The sequence below is a fragment of the Bradyrhizobium sp. ISRA430 genome (genome assembly GCF_029909975.1).
Lineage (GTDB): Bacteria > Pseudomonadota > Alphaproteobacteria > Rhizobiales > Xanthobacteraceae > Bradyrhizobium.
In genome coordinates this window covers 3562313-3577214 of record NZ_CP094516.1, presented here as the reverse complement: position 1 = coordinate 3577214, position 14902 = coordinate 3562313, and the positions used below count along the sequence as shown (strand labels likewise).

Here is a 14902-nt window from a genome sequence, read left to right as displayed (position 1 = left end):
GCTGGAGTAGGTTTGATGAAAATCATTCGCTGCGTCGCGCTGGCGGCGGCGCTCGCCCTGCTCCCGGGCGTCGCCTATTCGCAGGGCAAGACCGCCCCCAAGGACGCAAAGCTCTATTTCATCACCCCGCATGACGGGCAGAAGGTCCGCAGCGGATTCTGGGTCCGGTTCGGCCTGCGCAACATGGGCGTGACGCATGCCGGCGACGACTATCAGAACGCCGGCCATCATCATCTATTGGTCGACGTCAACGATCCCATCGATCCCAAGGAGCCGATCGCGCAGGACAAATCGCATCTGCACTTCGGGGCGGGACAGACCGAGACCTTCCTCGAGCTTCCGCCTGGGACGCACACGCTGCAGCTCGTGCTGGGCGATGCGAAGCACTATCCGTTCGCGCCGCCCGTCGTGTCGGAGAAGATCACGATACGCGTCAGGCAGCCCGTTTCAGCCGCTAAGTGATCAACGCAGGCTGGCGTTGATCTTGTCCAGCACCGCCGAGCCCGGGCAGAGCGTGTCCGCCTCCAGCGCGTTGAGCGGCGTCTCGACCGTGTTGAGGTGCTCGTGCAGGTCTTCCGCCTCGGGATCGACATAGAGCAGGCCGGTGACGATCTGTCCCTTGGCGGCGTGCTTCTGCAGGAAGGTCATCGCCCCGAGCCGGTCGTGCGGATCGTAATCGGCATCGATCTTGCGCAGCGCGATCCTGCTGCCGTCATGCTGCTCGACCATCTGCACCGTGCCCGGCGCGTAATCGACCGCGATCGGGTCGCGGCCGACCAGCACGTCGAGCCGGTTTACGGCATCGTTGTGCTCGCGGACATAGTCGAAGCTCTTGGTCGAGCCGGCGTGATTGTTGAAGGCGATGCATGGGCTGATCACGTCGATGAAGGATGCGCCCTTGTGGCGGATCGCGGCGGCGATCAGCGGCACGAGCTGGGTCTTGTCGCCGGAGAAGCTGCGCGCGACGAAGGTGGCCCCTAACTGCAGCGCGATCGCCACGAGGTCGATGGCGTTGTCGGTGTTGGTCACGCCCTTCTTGGACTTCGAGCCACGGTCGGCGGTCGCCGAGAACTGGCCCTTGGTCAGGCCGTAGACGCCGTTGTTCTCGACGATATAGGTCATGTTGACGCCGCGCCGGATCGAATGCGCGAACTGGCCGAAGCCGATGGATGCGGAATCACCGTCGCCGGAAACGCCGAGATAGATCAAATCGCGGTTGGCGAGGTTGGCGCCCGTGAGCACCGACGGCATGCGCCCGTGCACGGAGTTGAAGCCGTGCGAATTGCCGAGGAAGTAATCCGGCGTCTTCGACGAGCAGCCGATGCCGGATATCTTCGCCACCCGATGCGGCTCGATCGACAGCTCGTAGCAGGCCTCGATGATCGAGGCGGTGATCGAGTCGTGACCGCAGCCGGCGCACAGCGTCGAGATCTTGCCCTCGTAGTCGCGATGCGTGTAGCCGAGCTCGTTCTTCTTCAGGCCCGGATGATGAAACTTCGGCTTTGCAATGTAGGTCATGACACGGCCTTGCGGAGCGGGGTCACCTTGAGGTGATCCTGGTGGTCGCCAATGGCTTTCGCGATGAAACGGGCGGTGATCGGCGTGCCGTCGTAATGCACGATCGGCACGAGGCGCACCGGGTCGATGCCGTTCTCGTTGACGATGAGCTGGCGGAGCTGGCTGTCGCGGTTCTGCTCGACCACGTAGACGAAATCGTGCTCGGCGAGGAAGCTCGCCACGCTGGAATGGAACGGGAAGGCGCGGATGCGCAGGCGATCGAGCTGATGCCCGCGCGCTTCCAACAGTCCGATCGCCTCGTCCATCGCCGGCGAAGTCGAGCCGAAATAGATCACGCCATATTTGGTCGGCCGTTCCGCATTGGCTTGCAGCGGCCGCGGCACGAGGTCCTGCGCCGTCTCGAATTTGCGCACCAGGCGCTGCATGTTGTCGGCGTAGACGGGGCCTTCCTCGGAATAGCGCGCATAGCGGTCGCGCGAGGTGCCGCGGGTGAAATAGGAGCCCTTGGTCGGATGCGTGCCGGGATAGGTGCGGTAGGGGATGCCGTCGCCGTCGACGTCGAGATAGCGGCCGAAGTCGCGGCCTTCCTCCAGCATCTCCGCGGTCATGATCTTGCCGCGGTCGTATTGGCGCGCATCGTCCCACTTCAGCGGACGGCAGAGGCGATGGTTCATGCCGATGTCGAGGTCGAGCATCAGGAAGATCGTGGTCTGCAGCCGCTCGGCGAGGTCGAAGGCCGCGGCAGCGAACTCGAACGCCTCGGCCGGATCTTCCGGGAACAGCAGCACATGCTTGGTGTCGCCATGCGAGGCATAGGCGCAGGCGATGACATCGCATTGCTGGGTGCGTGTCGGCATGCCCGTCGAGGGGCCGGCGCGCTGGATGTTCATGATCACGGCCGGGATCTCGGCGAAGTAGGACAGGCCGATGAACTCCGTCATCAGCGAGATGCCCGGGCCCGAGGTCGCGGTGAAGGCGCGGGCGCCGTTCCAGGACGCGCCGATCACGATGCCGATCGAGGCGAGCTCGTCCTCGCCCTGGACGATCGCGTATTTTGCCTTGCCGGTCTCAGGATCGTGCCGGTACTTTTTGCAGTGGCTGGTGAAGGCCTCCGCCACCGACGATGATGGCGTGATCGGATACCAGGCACATACCGTCGCGCCGCCATAGACGGCGCCGAGCGCCGCGGCGCTGTTGCCCTCGATGAAGATGCGGTCGCCGACCTTGTCGGCTTTCTTCACACGCAGCCCGATCGGGCATTTCAGGTTCTGCAGCGCCCAGTCGCGGCCGAGATGCAGCGCGTGGACGTTGGAGGAGAGCAGCTTCTCCTTGCCCTTGTACTGCTCGCCGATGAGCTGCTCGATCACCTTCGGATCCATGTCGAGCAGAGCGGAGAGCGCGCCGAGATAGATGATGTTCTTGAAGAGCTGGCGCTGGCGTGGATCGGTGTAGGTCGAATTGGTGATCGCGGTCAGCGGCACGCCGATCACGGTGATGTCGTCTCGGAATTTGGTCGACGGCATCGGCTTGGTGGAATCGTAAAACAGATAGCCGCCGGGCTCGATGCCGGCGACGTCCTTGTCCCAGGTCTGCGGGTTCATCGCCACCATCATGTCGACGCCGCCGCGGGCGCCGAGATGGCCGGCTTCCGTCACCCGCACCTCGTACCAGGTCGGCAGGCCCTGGATGTTGGACGGAAAGATGTTGCGCGGGGAGACCGGCACGCCATGGCGCAGGATCGCGCGGGCGAACAGTTCGTTGGCGCTGGCCGAGCCCGAGCCGTTGACGTTGGCAAAGCGGACGACGAAGTCGTTTACGCTGCTGATCGGCTTTTTGTCGGACATGACGATCCTGCGTGGGTCATTTCGATGAAATATTTCTGCATGTCCCAGGCGCCGGTGGGACAACGCTCGGCGCACAACCCGCAATGCAGGCAGACGTCCTCGTCCTTGACCATCACGCGCCCGGTCTTGAGGTCGCTGGAGACGTAAAGGTCCTGGTCCGGATGCGGCGAGGGCGCCTTCAGGCGCTGGCGCAAGTCGCTTTCCTCGCCGTTTGCCGTGAAGGTGATGCAGTCCATCGGGCAGATGTCGGCGCAGGCATCGCACTCGATGCAGAGCGCGGTCGAGAACACGGTTTGCACGTCGCAGTTCAGGCAGCGATGCGCTTCGCCGAGCGCGAGCTTGACGTCGTAGCCGAGCTCGACCTCGGCGCGGATGTCCTTCAGCGCGACCACCTTGTCGCGATGCGGCACCTTGAAGCGCTTGTCGACCGAGATGTCGTTGTCATAGCTCCATTCGTGGATGCCCATCTTCTGCGAGGAGACGTGCACCTCCGGCAGCGGGCGCTCGGTGATGTCCTGGCCCGAGAGCAGCCTGTGGATCGACAGCGCGGCGTCGTGACCGTGCGCGACGGCCCAGATGATGTTCTTGGGGCCGAAGGCGGCGTCGCCGCCGAAGAACACCTTCGGATTCGTCGAGACGAAAGTCTTCGGATCGACCTTGGGCATGTGCCACTTGTCGAACTCGATGCCGCAGTCCTGTTCGATCCAGGGGAAGGCGTTCTCCTGGCCGACCGCGACCAGCACGTCGTCGCATTCGAAGGTCTGGTCGGGCTCGCCCGAGGGAACGAGATTGCGGCGGCCTTTGGCGTCGTACTCCGCCTTCACCTTCTGGAAGGTGACGCCGGTGAGCTTGCCGTTGTCGTGAATGAAGGCAACGGGAACGAGGAAGTTGAGGATCGGGATATCCTCGTGGATCGCGTCTTCCTTCTCCCAGGGCGAGGCCTTCATCTCGTCGAAGCCGGAGCGCACGATAACCTTGACGTCTTCGCCGCCAAGCCTGCGCGCGGTGCGGCAGCAATCCATTGCGGTGTTGCCGCCGCCGAGCACGATCACGCGCTTGCCGATCTTGTCGGTATGGCCGAACGACACTGAGGACAGCCAGTCGATGCCTATATGGATGTTCCCTGCCGCTTCTTTCCGGCCGGGAATGTCGAGCTCGCGGCCGCGCGGCGCGCCGGAGCCGACGAAGATCGCGTCGTACTTCTCCGTGAGCAGGGCCTTCATGCTGTCGATGCGATGACCGCCCTTGAACTCGACGCCGAGGTTGAGGATGTAGCCGGTCTCCTCGTCGATCACCGAATTCGGCAGGCGGAACTTCGGGATCTGCGTGCGCATCATGCCGCCGGCTTCGGGGTCGGCATCGAATACGGTGCAATGGTAGCCGAGTGGAGCGAGATCGCGCGCCACCGTCAGCGAGGCCGGGCCGCCGCCGACCAGCGCGATGCGCTTGCCGTTCTTCGCAGCGGGGTGCGGCAGGCGCTGCTTGATGTCGTCCTTGAAATCCGCGGCGACGCGCTTGAGGCGGCAGATCGCGACCGGATTGTCCTCGACGCGTCCGCGACGGCACGCCGGCTCGCATGGACGATCGCACGTGCGCCCCAGGATGCCGGGGAACACGTTCGATTTCCAATTGATCATGTAGGCGTCGCTGTAGCGGCCTTGGGCGATCAGACGGATGTATTCGGGGACGGGGGTATGCGCTGGACAGGCCCACTGGCAATCGACCACTTTGTGAAAGTAGTCGGGGGCCGCGATATCAGTCGGTTTCATTCCTACCCTGTCCGCGCAGGCCCAAAGACCCGGCGGCCTTCTTGAGCTTGGCGAACGCTTAAGGTGCGATCTGGTTTCTAAATTGGATCATAGGCTTACCTTATTAGAACCATTCCGAAGCACAACGGCAAATTTCCGCGATCTCCAGGTTTCATAGGAGCTGCGCGCGCACGGCATTAACGGCCGCGCGACATTCGGCGGTGCAGCATTCGCGGTGCAGATGACGGCGTCAGTCGCGCGAGATATCGCTCTTGGCCAAGTCCCACATCAGGCAATAGGTGCCGACGGAGACCGGGAGCGGGAACGGCGCGGCCCCGGGTCCCGTGAAGCGCTCGGCGATAAGGGTCGAGACGGCGCCGACTTGCGTGCCGTCGATCAGCACGAACCAGTCGCGCGCGCCTTCGTTGCGCGCGGCCGGAATCTCCGCGGTCGCGCCGGACAGCCCGGGCTCGGTTTCGAGCAGATGCATGGAGATGATGCCGTCGCGCGTTGTCTGCGCAAGTTTCTCCCGCAGTGCATCACGCCATATCTCAGCATTGTCGGGTGTCGGACGAAGCCGGACCACGCCGAGCGCCGCGCCACGTCCGGTGCCGTTGCTGATCGTAATGCGCGCCACCACGCGGAGCATGTTCTTGAAGCGCGCCATGCTCTGGCGCGACCAGTCGGTCGGGCTCGCGAGCCGCGCCCGGTAGGCGGGACTGTCCAGCACGTCCAGCGTCGCGGTCGAATAGAGGCAGAGATATTTGGGATGGGCGGCGTGCGCGACATAGCGCCGCGCCTCAAGGAAACCCTCGATCGCGACGCGCTCTTCCAGATGTTCGCGATCGTACCAGCGGTTGAAATCGGCTTCATCGGCTGCGTCGATGTCCATCGACGTCAGCAGCATGCCCTTTCCGGCCAGCGGCATTTCCTGTTGTCCTTCTCTTCCCACGCCCCTCATGATGAGGAGCCGCGTCTTCGAGACGCGCGCAAGCGCGCTCCTCAGGATGAGGGGATAGTTTCTATCGCGCGGTTTTCGACGCGAGGTCCGCGATCGACTTCATGACTGCGTCCCTCACGCCGGTATCATAGAGCGAATGCCCGGCTTCTTCCACGATGCGAATCTCGGAGCCCGGCCAGACCCTCGCGAGCGCCTGCGATGTCTCAGGTGGGCACAACAGGTCGTAGCGGCCCTGGACGATGATGCCGGGAATGCCTGCGAGCCTGCCGGCGTTGCGCAAGATCTGGTCCTCGGTCATGAAGCTGTCGTTGATGAAGTAGTGCGCTTCCATGAACGGCGTCGCGGGCAGCGTGCGCCACACGTTGAGCGAGGCGAGGTCCAGCCGCGTCTTTGCAGGCTTGTGTTCCGACAGCGTGCGCTCGGTGTCGTGCCAGGCCCGCGCGGCGGGGCCATGCACGGCGGGATCGGCGTCGAGGATGCGGCGCCAATAGGCCTCAATCGGGCGGCTGCGCTCTTCGGCGGGCAGTACGCTCAGAAAATCTTCGTTGAGTGCAGGATAGAACTGCGACAGCCGGCGCGTGAAGCCGGTTTCCACCTCGGCTCGCGTGCCCAGAAAGGTCGCGCGCAAGGCGATGCCGCAGACGCGCTCGGGGTGCGCCTCTGCATAGGCCAGCGCCAGCGTCGCGCCCCAGGACCCGCCGACCACCATCCAGCGTGGAAAGCCGAATTTTTTGCGGATCATCTCCATGTCCGCGATCAGATGCGCCGTCGTGTTGTACGCGCGCGATCCCTTGGGCCGGCTGCGGCCGCAGCCGCGCTGGTCGAACAGCACGGCGCAGAATCGCTCGGGATCGAAAAGCCGGCGATGGTCGGGCTGGCAGCCGCTGCCGGGCCCGCCATGCAGATAGACAGCGGGGATACCATCGGCACGGCCGACGCTCTCGACGTAGATATCGTGGCCGTCGCCGACGTCGAGCATCTCGGAGGTCAGCGGCGCGAAGGGATCGGCGCGTTTGACCGAACTGGCCGCGTCGGCGTCAGGCGCCATTCTCGCCGCTCTCCGAAGTCTCTGCTTCCAGCGTGCCTCCGGCGAAATTGCGGTAGAGGAAGCGGTTGGTCTCGCCCTCGGCCTCGCGCTCGGCCTGCTTGAAGATGGTCTCGTGCAGCGGCGACAGCGCACAGGCAGGATCAGTGTTGGCGGCATCGCCGGTCAACGCGAAGGCCTGGCAGCGGCAGCCGCCGAAATCGATGTCGCGGAACTCGCAGGATTTGCACGGCTCCTTCATCCAGCCGGTGCCGCGATAGCGGTTGAAGGCGTCGGAGTTCTGCCAGATCCACGCGATCGAATGGTTGGAGCGCACGGACTCGAATTCGAGCCCGGTGATGCTCTCGGCGGCGTGGCAGGGCAGCACCTTGCCGGCCGGCGAGATGTTGAAGAACTGCCGCCCCCAGCCGCCCATGCATTTCTTCGGCCGCAGCGCGTAATAGTCCGGCACGACATAGTCGATCGCGAGCGTGCCCTTCAGCCGCTCGCGCGCCTCCTCGACGAGGCGGGTGGTCTCGTCGAGCTGCGCCACTGTCGGCATCAGCGCGGCGCGGTTCTTCAGCGCCCAGCCGTAATACTGCACGTTGGCGACCTCGAGCCGGTCGGCGTCGAGATCGACCGCCATCTGGATGATGTCAGGAAGCTGATGCAGGTTCTGGCGATGCATCACCGCGTTCACGGTGAGCGGCAGGTCGAGTTCGCGCGTCCACTTCGCGACCTCGAGCTTCTTGTGATGCGCGCCCTTGTAACCGGCGACGCGGTCGGAGAGTCCCTCTTCGGTGCCTTGGAAACTGATCTGCACATGGCAGAGCCCGGCATCCGCAAGCTCGCCGAGCCTGTCGCGCGTCAGCAGCACGGCCGAGGTGATCAGATTGGTGTAGAGGCCGACGTCGCTGGCGTGCCGGACCAGTTCGACGAGGTCTTTCCGCGCCGTCGGCTCGCCGCCAGAGAAATGGACCTGGAGCACGCCGATCTCGGCGAGTTCGCTCAAGACCTTCTTCCATTCCTCGGTGGTCAGCTCCTTGCCGGCGCGATCGAGCTCGACCGGGTTGGAGCAGTAGGGACACTGCAGCGGGCAGCGATGGGTGATCTCGAGCAGCACGGCGAGCGGAATGCCGAAAGTCTCCGCCGTCGAGCGCTGCTTCTCCAGCACCGCGAGGCTGTCGCTGGCGTCAGAGGGAATGGTCGGATTGCCGAGTACGTCGCTCATGGCGTCTTCTCCCGGGCCTCGGTGAGAAAGCCCTTGTCGGCGAGATCCTGGAGCATGGCGACGACGTCGGTGAGGATCGCCTCGCGCGGCGCGGCGTATTTCGCGGCCAATTGGTCCGCGACGTCGCTGACGCTGCGCTCGCCGTTGCAGAGCTGCAGCACTTCGACCGCGATCTCGTCCGGCGCCAGCACCCGTTCCGGAGCCAGGATCACCCAGACCTGTCGCGTCTCGTCGTATTTCAGCTTGGCATGCCGCGGCAGCACGGGGCGGCTCGTTTCGCTGACGCTGATGTGACGCGGCCCGGCCATCGCTGGTTCCTCTTAGCTCGCTTTGGGCACGAATGCGCCCGGCGGAATGTGGCCCTCGACATAGGCGTGGTAGAGCGCATCGAGCTGCACCCACAGCACGTTGGTCTTGAAGATCAGCGCATTGCAGACGGCGGCGCGTTCCTCCGGCGTCTTCGCATGTGCCTTGACATAGTCGAGCGCGAAGCCGGCATCGCGCGGGGCCTGCGCCAGGCGCCGCTTGAAGTAGCTCATGATGTCTGGATTGACGAAGTCGTAGTGCTCCAGCATGCCGGAGATGCGCTCTTCGTGCAGGTTCGGCGCGAACAGTTCGGTGAGCGAGGAGGCGATCGCCTCCAGCGGGCTTTTTTCGCGGCAGTAGTGGACATAGGCTTCGACCGCAAAACGCGTCGCCGGCAAAATGCCTTCGGTCGATTCCACATAGGCGGTGTCGAGACCGAGGCCCTCGGTCAGCTTCAGCCAACGCTCGATGCCGCCCTCGCTGCCAACGTCGCCGTCATGGTCCTCGATGCGGTGGCGCCATTCCAGCCGCGTGGCGCGGTCGCGGAAGCGCGAGATCACCACCGCATCCTTGATCGGGATCGTGCTCTGGTAATAGTAGCGGTTCAGCGCCCAGGCCTGCACCTGGCCCTTGTTCAGCTTGCCGCCGTGCAGCAACTTATGGAACGGATGCAGGCTGTGATAGCGCGTGGCGCCGATGTGGCGCAGCGTCGCCTCGAGCTCCTCGGCCGAATTGAGCCTCAAGTCCTTGCCGATCGAGAGCGCGGTCATTCCTGTCATTGACGCGGCATTCACAGCACGATCTCCGTTCCGTCAGCGGGTATCTGCCAGCCCGCCTCCTCGGCGGCCTTGCGCTCGATTGAGCCGGGCAGCAGCGCCGGATTCGAGTTATTGATATGCAGAAATATCTTCCTGTCGATATTTAGATCAGCGAGCCGGGCGATCGCGCCGCCGTCGCCGGACATCGCGATATGTCCCATGCTCTTGCCGGTCTTGTGGCCGAGGCCGGCCTTGATCATCTCGTCGTCGCGCCACACCGTGCCGTCGAAGAACAACAGCGCTGCGCCGTCGATCTCGGACTTGAGCGCATCGGTGACCTCGGCGCAGGCGGCGAGGAAGTAAAAGCTCTTGCCGGTCGACTTGTCCGTGACCTTCAGGCCAAGCGTATCGCCGTCGCCGACCTCGCCGCCGGGATGCGCCTTGCCTTCCAGATACCAGGCCGACTTGCCGGGCACCGCGAAGGGGAGCACCTCGATGCCAGAGCGTGCTCCGTCGGGAAGCCGCGGCTCGAACGGCTCGCTGATGCCGATCGGCTGCCGCCGTACGTTCTTCTCGTTCAGCACGTTGAAGATGCTGTTAGCTTTCAGGATCGCCAGCACCTTCTCATGCGCGTAGACCGTGAAGGGCGAGCCCTCGCGCATCGAAAGCAGGCCCGCAACCGCATCGACCTCGCCGTTGGTCAGGATCACGCCCGCGATCGGCGTGTGGCGCAAGGCACCTGCCTTGGGGTGTAGCTGCGGCGTGGCGTTCAACTGCTGTCTGAGATCGGGCGATGCGTTGATCAGGAACCAGTGCGCGCCGTCGCCACTGAAGGCGACCGACGCCTGGGTTCTCTGCAATCCATGAGATTCAGCGCGCGCTGCACGGCAGCCTGCGCAACCGCAGTTCCACTGCGGGACTCCGCCGCCCGCTGCGGCGCCCAGGACGACGACGCGAAGCATAAATCCGTCTCCTGGAAGCACGTGTCGCGGTGGATCTCAGGCTGACACAAATCCCTTCGTCCGGGGACGTGGCGCACCCGAAGGATCCACCTGCGCGCAACGTGAAATTGCCGCCCTTATTTGCGGGTGGCGCTCACATACATGTTGATTTCCATGCCGCATGGCACTTCGACGATCCTTGGTGCCTTCCAGGCCATTGTGGCTCTCCTTTTCTGAGAAATCGGACGTATCCGCCCGCCCATAAGTTAGTGCGGGCAGAAAAGTTCGCCAGTGAAATCTTCCGAGACCTAGGTAGTAGGCAGGCTGCGATGCTGCGCCGCAAACACGGAAGGCACGAACCCGCCGCGGAGATGACGCAAAAACAGCAAGACAACCTCATGCTAAGAACGACGATGGGTCGCAATCCCTGTCCGGATAAACCAGTTGTGAGTGCAAGGCGGCTTTCAATCCGCTACAGGCGACCCCATTGGATCAGGCATGCCCAGATACTTCTTCAACACCCGCATCGGCGACGAATTGATCGTGGATCCTGACGGCGAGGACCTGCGCAACCCGGATCGTGCCTGGGAGGTCGCCCGTCAGATGATCCTGGAAGTGTTGAAATCGGAGGGGGCCCAGCCGGCCCTGCTCGAGGCCGTCATCGAGGTCACCGACGTCGATGGCGAGATCGTGCTGGAGTTTCCGTTTACCGAGGCGCTTCTGGATATTCCGGACCGCTCCGCGACCAGGCATTAGGGCATGATCCGGAGACATGATCCGGAGAAGTGTGCCGCAGTTTTCCGAAAAGATCATGCCCAAACAATAACCTAAAGCGCGATCCCATCGCGCTTTAGCGGCACGCCTTCGCCCCTGCGAAATCCGCATGGCTTTGCCGCGTGACCGGCGTTAAAACACGCCGATCAAACGGAGCACGTCATGCAAGATCTCTGGCGCCTGTCGGCCGCCGACCTCGCCACCCTCGTCAAATCCAGGAAGGTCTCCGCCAGGGAGGCAGCAACGGCTGGGCTCGCCCGGCTCGACGCCGTCAATCCCAAGCTCAATGCAGTGGTCGACCACCGGCCGGAAGACGTGCTCAAGCAGGCGGATGCCGTCGATGCCGCGATCGCCCGCGGCGAGGACCCCGGCGTGCTGGCCGGCGTGCCCGTCACCATCAAGGCCAACGTCGACCAGGTCGGCTTTGCCACCACCAACGGCCTCAAGCTGCAGCGCGACCTGATCGCGCGCGAGGACAATCCGGTGGTCGCCAATTTCCGGAAAGCGGGCGCCATCCTGCTCGGCCGCACCAATTGCCCGGCCTTTTCCTATCGCTGGTTCACCACCAATCTCGTGCACGGCGACACCAGGAACCCCCGCGACGCTTCGCTGACCCCCGGCGGCTCGTCGGGCGGCGCCGGCTCGGCGGTTGCGGCGGGCATCGGCCACATCGCCCATGGCACCGACATCGCCGGATCGATCCGATATCCGGCCTATGCCTGCGGCGTGCACGGCCTGCGCCCAACCATGGGCCGCATTCCCGCCTTCAACCCGGCGCTGCCAGAGCGCCCGATCGGTCCGCAGATCAGTGCAGTGTCGGGGCCGCTGGCGCGCACCGTCAACGACTTGCGGATTTCGCTAGCCGCGATGGCGGCGCGCGACATCCGCGATCCCTGGTGGGTGCCGGTTCCGCTGGAAGGCCCTGAGCGGCCGAAGCGCGCCGCGCTCTGCCTCAACCCCGATGGGCTCGCGACCGCACCGGAGGTGAAGGCGGCGGTGAGCGATGCCGGCAAGCGGCTGGAGCGCGCCGGCTGGACTGTCGATGTGATCGAGAACACGCCGCCGATGCGTGAAGCGGTCGAGTGGCAAACAAAGCTCTGGCTCGGCGACGGCTACGAGGCGCAGTTGGAGGCCGCCGAGCGTGAGGGCGATCCCGGCGCGCTTGCATGCCTGCGCGGCAACCGCGCCAAGGTCACGCCGTTCGATCAGGCCGCTTACGCGAAGGCGCTGACCCGCCGCGCCACGCTGACCCGCGAATGGATGCTGTTCTTCGAAAAATATGCGGTGGTGCTGACGCCGGTCTCCGGCGAATTGCCGTTCCCGGATCATCTCGACCGCAAGGACGATGAGTCCTTCAAGCGCGTCTGGGAGGCGCAACTGCCGCAGATCGCCATTCCCTTCATGGGACTGCCGGGCCTCGTGGTCTCGACGGGGCTCGTCGGCAAGGCTCCGGTCGGCGTGCATGTGGTGTCCGGGCGCTATCGTGAGGACCTCTGCCTGCTTGCGGGCGAGGCGATCGAGGCGGGCGGCGTACCGCCATCGCCGATCGACCCCGTGGGCTGACGATGTCGGCCATCTACGAGTACAAGGCCAACTCGCTCGCCGGCGAGGAGGTGCCGATGCGGCGCTTCGAAGGACAAGTGCTGTTGATCGTCAACACCGCGAGCAAATGCGGCTTCACCCCGCAATATCGCGGCCTTGAGGATCTCTATCGCGACTTCTCGCCGCGCGGCTTCTCGGTGCTCGGCTTTCCCTGCAACCAGTTCGGTGGACAGGAGCCGGGACAGGCGAGCGAGATACAGGAGTTCTGCTCGACCAACTACGACGTCACTTTTCCTCTGTTCGAGAAGATCGACGTCAACGGTGCTAATGCGCATCCCCTGTATGAGTACTTGAAACGCCAGCAATCCGGCCTTTTAGGTGCCTCCATCAAATGGAATTTCACCAAATTCCTGGTGGATCGCGCCGGCAAGGTGGTCGCGCGCTACGCACCGACCGCGCGGCCCGAAGGATTGCGGCACCAAATCGAAACACTGTTGTGAGCGAGACAATCATGAGCGACGAATTGCCTGACCGCCTGTCGGTCGACCCGAACAGCCCGTACTACAACGCGGACGTCCTTTCGCGCGATGTCGGCATCCGCTTCAAGGGCATCGAGAAGACCAATGTCGAGGAGTACTGCGTCAGCGAAGGCTGGGTCCGCGTCACCGCGGGCAACGCCAAGGATCGCTACGGCAACCCGCTCACCATCAAGGTGCACGGGCCCGTGGAGCCGTACTTCAGGGATAAGAAGTAAAGGTCCAACCACCGTCATTGCGAGCGAAGCGAAGCAATCCAGAAGACCCTCACCCTGAGGAGCCGCGCTTGCGCGGCGTCTCCAAGGGCGAGGCCAACAGCGGGGCCATTCATCCTTCGAGACGCGCGTTCCGCGCTCCTCAGGATGAGGAACTGACAGTCTGGATTGCTTCGCTTCGCTCGTAATGACGGAAGTCCTCCTCGATTACTGAAAGCTAACCCCCCATGTCCGTCCGCATTGTCGACGTCCGCGAAATCACCAAGCCGATCTCCTCGCCGATCCGCAACGCCTATATCGACTTCACCAAGATGACGACGAGCCTCGTTGCCGTCGTCACCGACGTGGTGCGCGACGGCAAGCGTGTCGTCGGCTACGGCTTCAATTCCAACGGCCGCTATGGGCAGGGCGGCCTGATCCGCGAGCGCTTTGCCTCGCGCATTCTGGAAGCCGACCAGAAGTCGCTGCTCAACGCGGCCGGCGACAATCTCGATCCGGACAAGGTCTGGGCCGCGATGATGACCAACGAGAAGCCGGGCGGTCATGGCGAGCGCTCGGTCGCGGTCGGCACCATCGATATGGCGGTGTGGGATGCGGTGGCGAAGATCGCCGGCAAGCCGCTGTTCCGCCTGCTCGCCGAGCGCCACGGCGTCAAAGCCAATCCGCGCGTCTTCGTCTATGCCGCGGGCGGCTATTACTATCCGGGCAAGGACCTCTCGATGCTGCGCGGCGAAATGCGCGGTTATCTCGATCGCGGCTACAACGTCGTCAAGATGAAGATCGGCGGCGCGCCGATCGAGGAGGACCGCACGCGGATCGAGGCGGTGCTCAAGGAGATCGGCAAGGACGCGCAGCTTGCGGTCGATGCCAATGGCCGCTTCGATCTGGAGACCGCGATCGCCTATGCAAAAATGCTGCGGGACTATCCGTCGTTCTGGTACGAGGAGGCCGGCGATCCCCTCGACTATTCGCTGCAGGCTGCGCTCGCCGAGTTCTATCCGGGTCCGATGGCGACCGGCGAAAATCTGTTCAGCCACCAGGATGCCCGCAACCTGATCCGCTATGGCGGCATGCGGCCGGACCGCGACTGGCTGCAATTCGATTGCGCACTGTCCTATGGCCTGTGCGAATACCAGCGCACGCTGGAGGTGCTGAAGACCTATGGCTGGTCACCGAGCCGCTGCATCCCGCATGGTGGCCACCAGATGTCGCTGAACATCGCCGCCGGCCTCGGCCTCGGCGGCAATGAGAGCTACCCCGACCTGTTCCAGCCCTATGGCGGCTTTCCCGACGGCGTGCGCGTCGAGAACGGCCACATCACCATGCCGGACCTGCCGGGCATCGGCTTCGAGGGCAAGTCGGATCTCTACAAGGAGATGAGGGCGCTGGCGGAGTAGCCCGGCTGCTGCAGTACACTCCGTCATTGCGAGCGCAGCGAAGCAATCCAGCATCTTTCCGCGGAGACGGTCTGGATTGTTTCGCTGCGCTCGCATTGACGATGTGG

Annotated in this window: 16 protein-coding genes; 6 read left to right on the top strand and 10 right to left on the bottom strand. The window is 64.1% G+C overall.

The window, feature by feature from the left end:
* Positions 1–15: 15 nt before the first annotated feature.
* The gene (locus MTX21_RS17115; RefSeq protein WP_280965946.1) at positions 16–462 is read left to right on the top strand and encodes a DUF4399 domain-containing protein; all 447 of its coding nucleotides are present in this window, start codon (positions 16–18) and stop codon (positions 460–462) included.
* Here the strand turns inward: MTX21_RS17115 and MTX21_RS17110 are convergent, their stop codons facing one another.
* The 10 genes from MTX21_RS17110 to pqqA form a co-directional block, all read right to left on the bottom strand.
* On the bottom strand, positions 463–1518 hold the full coding sequence (locus MTX21_RS17110; protein WP_280965945.1) for a 2-oxoacid:ferredoxin oxidoreductase subunit beta: 1056 nt from the start codon (positions 1516–1518) through the stop codon (positions 463–465). It lies immediately after the preceding gene.
* The gene (locus tag MTX21_RS17105; protein ID WP_280965944.1) at positions 1515–3362 is read right to left on the bottom strand and encodes a 2-oxoacid:acceptor oxidoreductase subunit alpha; all 1848 of its coding nucleotides are present in this window, start codon (positions 3360–3362) and stop codon (positions 1515–1517) included. Before MTX21_RS17105 ends, MTX21_RS17110 begins: the two co-directional genes overlap by 4 nt.
* Positions 3332–5131 carry an FAD-dependent oxidoreductase gene (locus MTX21_RS17100; protein ID WP_280965943.1) on the bottom strand — a complete coding sequence of 600 codons (1800 nt, stop codon included), beginning with the start codon at positions 5129–5131 and terminating at the stop codon, positions 3332–3334. Before MTX21_RS17100 ends, MTX21_RS17105 begins: the two co-directional genes overlap by 31 nt.
* 229 nt (positions 5132–5360) lie before the next feature.
* Complete coding sequence (locus MTX21_RS17095; RefSeq protein ID WP_280965942.1) at positions 5361–6038, bottom strand: DUF4286 family protein; 678 nt, start codon at positions 6036–6038, stop codon at positions 5361–5363.
* A gap of 94 nt (positions 6039–6132) precedes the next feature.
* A complete protein-coding gene (pip, locus tag MTX21_RS17090; RefSeq protein ID WP_280965941.1) occupies positions 6133–7119 on the bottom strand; it encodes a prolyl aminopeptidase in 987 nt (328 codons plus the stop codon).
* Positions 7109–8326, bottom strand: a complete 1218-nt coding sequence (pqqE, locus tag MTX21_RS17085; RefSeq protein WP_280965940.1) for a pyrroloquinoline quinone biosynthesis protein PqqE — start codon at positions 8324–8326, stop codon at positions 7109–7111. Before pqqE ends, pip begins: the two co-directional genes overlap by 11 nt.
* Positions 8323–8634, bottom strand: a complete 312-nt coding sequence (gene pqqD / locus MTX21_RS17080; RefSeq protein WP_280965939.1) for a pyrroloquinoline quinone biosynthesis peptide chaperone PqqD — start codon at positions 8632–8634, stop codon at positions 8323–8325. Before pqqD ends, pqqE begins: the two co-directional genes overlap by 4 nt.
* 12 nt (positions 8635–8646) lie before the next feature.
* Positions 8647–9426 (bottom strand): pyrroloquinoline-quinone synthase PqqC, encoded by a 780-nt coding sequence (pqqC, locus tag MTX21_RS17075; RefSeq protein ID WP_280965938.1) that lies wholly within the window; start codon positions 9424–9426, stop codon positions 8647–8649.
* Positions 9423–10352, bottom strand: coding sequence for a pyrroloquinoline quinone biosynthesis protein PqqB (gene pqqB, locus MTX21_RS17070; RefSeq protein ID WP_280965937.1), 930 nt, complete (start codon positions 10350–10352; stop codon positions 9423–9425). Before pqqB ends, pqqC begins: the two co-directional genes overlap by 4 nt.
* Positions 10353–10468: 116 nt before the next feature.
* Positions 10469–10549 (bottom strand): pyrroloquinoline quinone precursor peptide PqqA, encoded by an 81-nt coding sequence (gene pqqA, locus MTX21_RS17065; RefSeq protein ID WP_280971080.1) that lies wholly within the window; start codon positions 10547–10549, stop codon positions 10469–10471.
* Between the two features lie 280 nt (positions 10550–10829).
* Between pqqA and MTX21_RS17060 the strand changes: the two genes are divergently transcribed.
* The 5 genes from MTX21_RS17060 (at position 10830) to tarD (ending at position 14795) form a co-directional block, all read left to right on the top strand.
* Positions 10830–11087: a hypothetical protein gene (locus tag MTX21_RS17060; RefSeq protein WP_280965936.1), complete on the top strand. Its 258-nt coding sequence runs from the start codon at positions 10830–10832 to the stop codon at positions 11085–11087.
* 180 nt (positions 11088–11267) lie between these two features.
* Positions 11268–12668, top strand: a complete 1401-nt coding sequence (locus MTX21_RS17055; protein ID WP_280965935.1) for an amidase family protein — start codon at positions 11268–11270, stop codon at positions 12666–12668.
* 2 nt (positions 12669–12670) lie between these two features.
* Positions 12671–13147 carry a glutathione peroxidase gene (locus MTX21_RS17050; protein ID WP_280965934.1) on the top strand — a complete coding sequence of 159 codons (477 nt, stop codon included), beginning with the start codon at positions 12671–12673 and terminating at the stop codon, positions 13145–13147.
* Positions 13148–13158: 11 nt separating this feature from the next.
* The gene (locus MTX21_RS17045; protein ID WP_280965933.1) at positions 13159–13401 is read left to right on the top strand and encodes a DUF3297 family protein; all 243 of its coding nucleotides are present in this window, start codon (positions 13159–13161) and stop codon (positions 13399–13401) included.
* 224 nt (positions 13402–13625) lie between these two features.
* Positions 13626–14795 (top strand): D(-)-tartrate dehydratase, encoded by a 1170-nt coding sequence (gene tarD, locus MTX21_RS17040; protein WP_280965932.1) that lies wholly within the window; start codon positions 13626–13628, stop codon positions 14793–14795.
* The last annotated feature ends 107 nt before the right edge of the window (positions 14796–14902 follow it).

Bases quoted from the DNA above. Each gene is read 5' to 3' on its own strand.
- MTX21_RS17045 (WP_280965933.1), top strand. From the start codon at position 13,159: ATGAGCGACGAATTGCCTGACCGCCTGTCGGTCGACCCGAACAGCCCG.
- MTX21_RS17100 (WP_280965943.1), bottom strand. From the start codon at position 5,131: ATGAAACCGACTGATATCGCGGCCCCCGACTACTTTCACAAAGTGGTC.
- pqqD (WP_280965939.1), bottom strand. From the start codon at position 8,634: ATGGCCGGGCCGCGTCACATCAGCGTCAGCGAAACGAGCCGCCCCGTG.
- pqqB (WP_280965937.1), bottom strand. From the start codon at position 10,352: ATGCTTCGCGTCGTCGTCCTGGGCGCCGCAGCGGGCGGCGGAGTCCCG.
- pqqA (WP_280971080.1), bottom strand. From the start codon at position 10,549: ATGGCCTGGAAGGCACCAAGGATCGTCGAAGTGCCATGCGGCATGGAA.
- tarD (WP_280965932.1), top strand. From the start codon at position 13,626: ATGTCCGTCCGCATTGTCGACGTCCGCGAAATCACCAAGCCGATCTCC.
- MTX21_RS17050 (WP_280965934.1), top strand. From the start codon at position 12,671: ATGTCGGCCATCTACGAGTACAAGGCCAACTCGCTCGCCGGCGAGGAG.
- MTX21_RS17115 (WP_280965946.1), top strand. From the start codon at position 16: ATGAAAATCATTCGCTGCGTCGCGCTGGCGGCGGCGCTCGCCCTGCTC.
- MTX21_RS17060 (WP_280965936.1), top strand. From the start codon at position 10,830: ATGCCCAGATACTTCTTCAACACCCGCATCGGCGACGAATTGATCGTG.
- MTX21_RS17110 (WP_280965945.1), bottom strand. From the start codon at position 1,518: ATGACCTACATTGCAAAGCCGAAGTTTCATCATCCGGGCCTGAAGAAG.
- MTX21_RS17055 (WP_280965935.1), top strand. From the start codon at position 11,268: ATGCAAGATCTCTGGCGCCTGTCGGCCGCCGACCTCGCCACCCTCGTC.
- pqqE (WP_280965940.1), bottom strand. From the start codon at position 8,326: ATGAGCGACGTACTCGGCAATCCGACCATTCCCTCTGACGCCAGCGAC.
- pip (WP_280965941.1), bottom strand. From the start codon at position 7,119: ATGGCGCCTGACGCCGACGCGGCCAGTTCGGTCAAACGCGCCGATCCC.
- MTX21_RS17095 (WP_280965942.1), bottom strand. From the start codon at position 6,038: ATGCCGCTGGCCGGAAAGGGCATGCTGCTGACGTCGATGGACATCGAC.
- MTX21_RS17105 (WP_280965944.1), bottom strand. From the start codon at position 3,362: ATGTCCGACAAAAAGCCGATCAGCAGCGTAAACGACTTCGTCGTCCGC.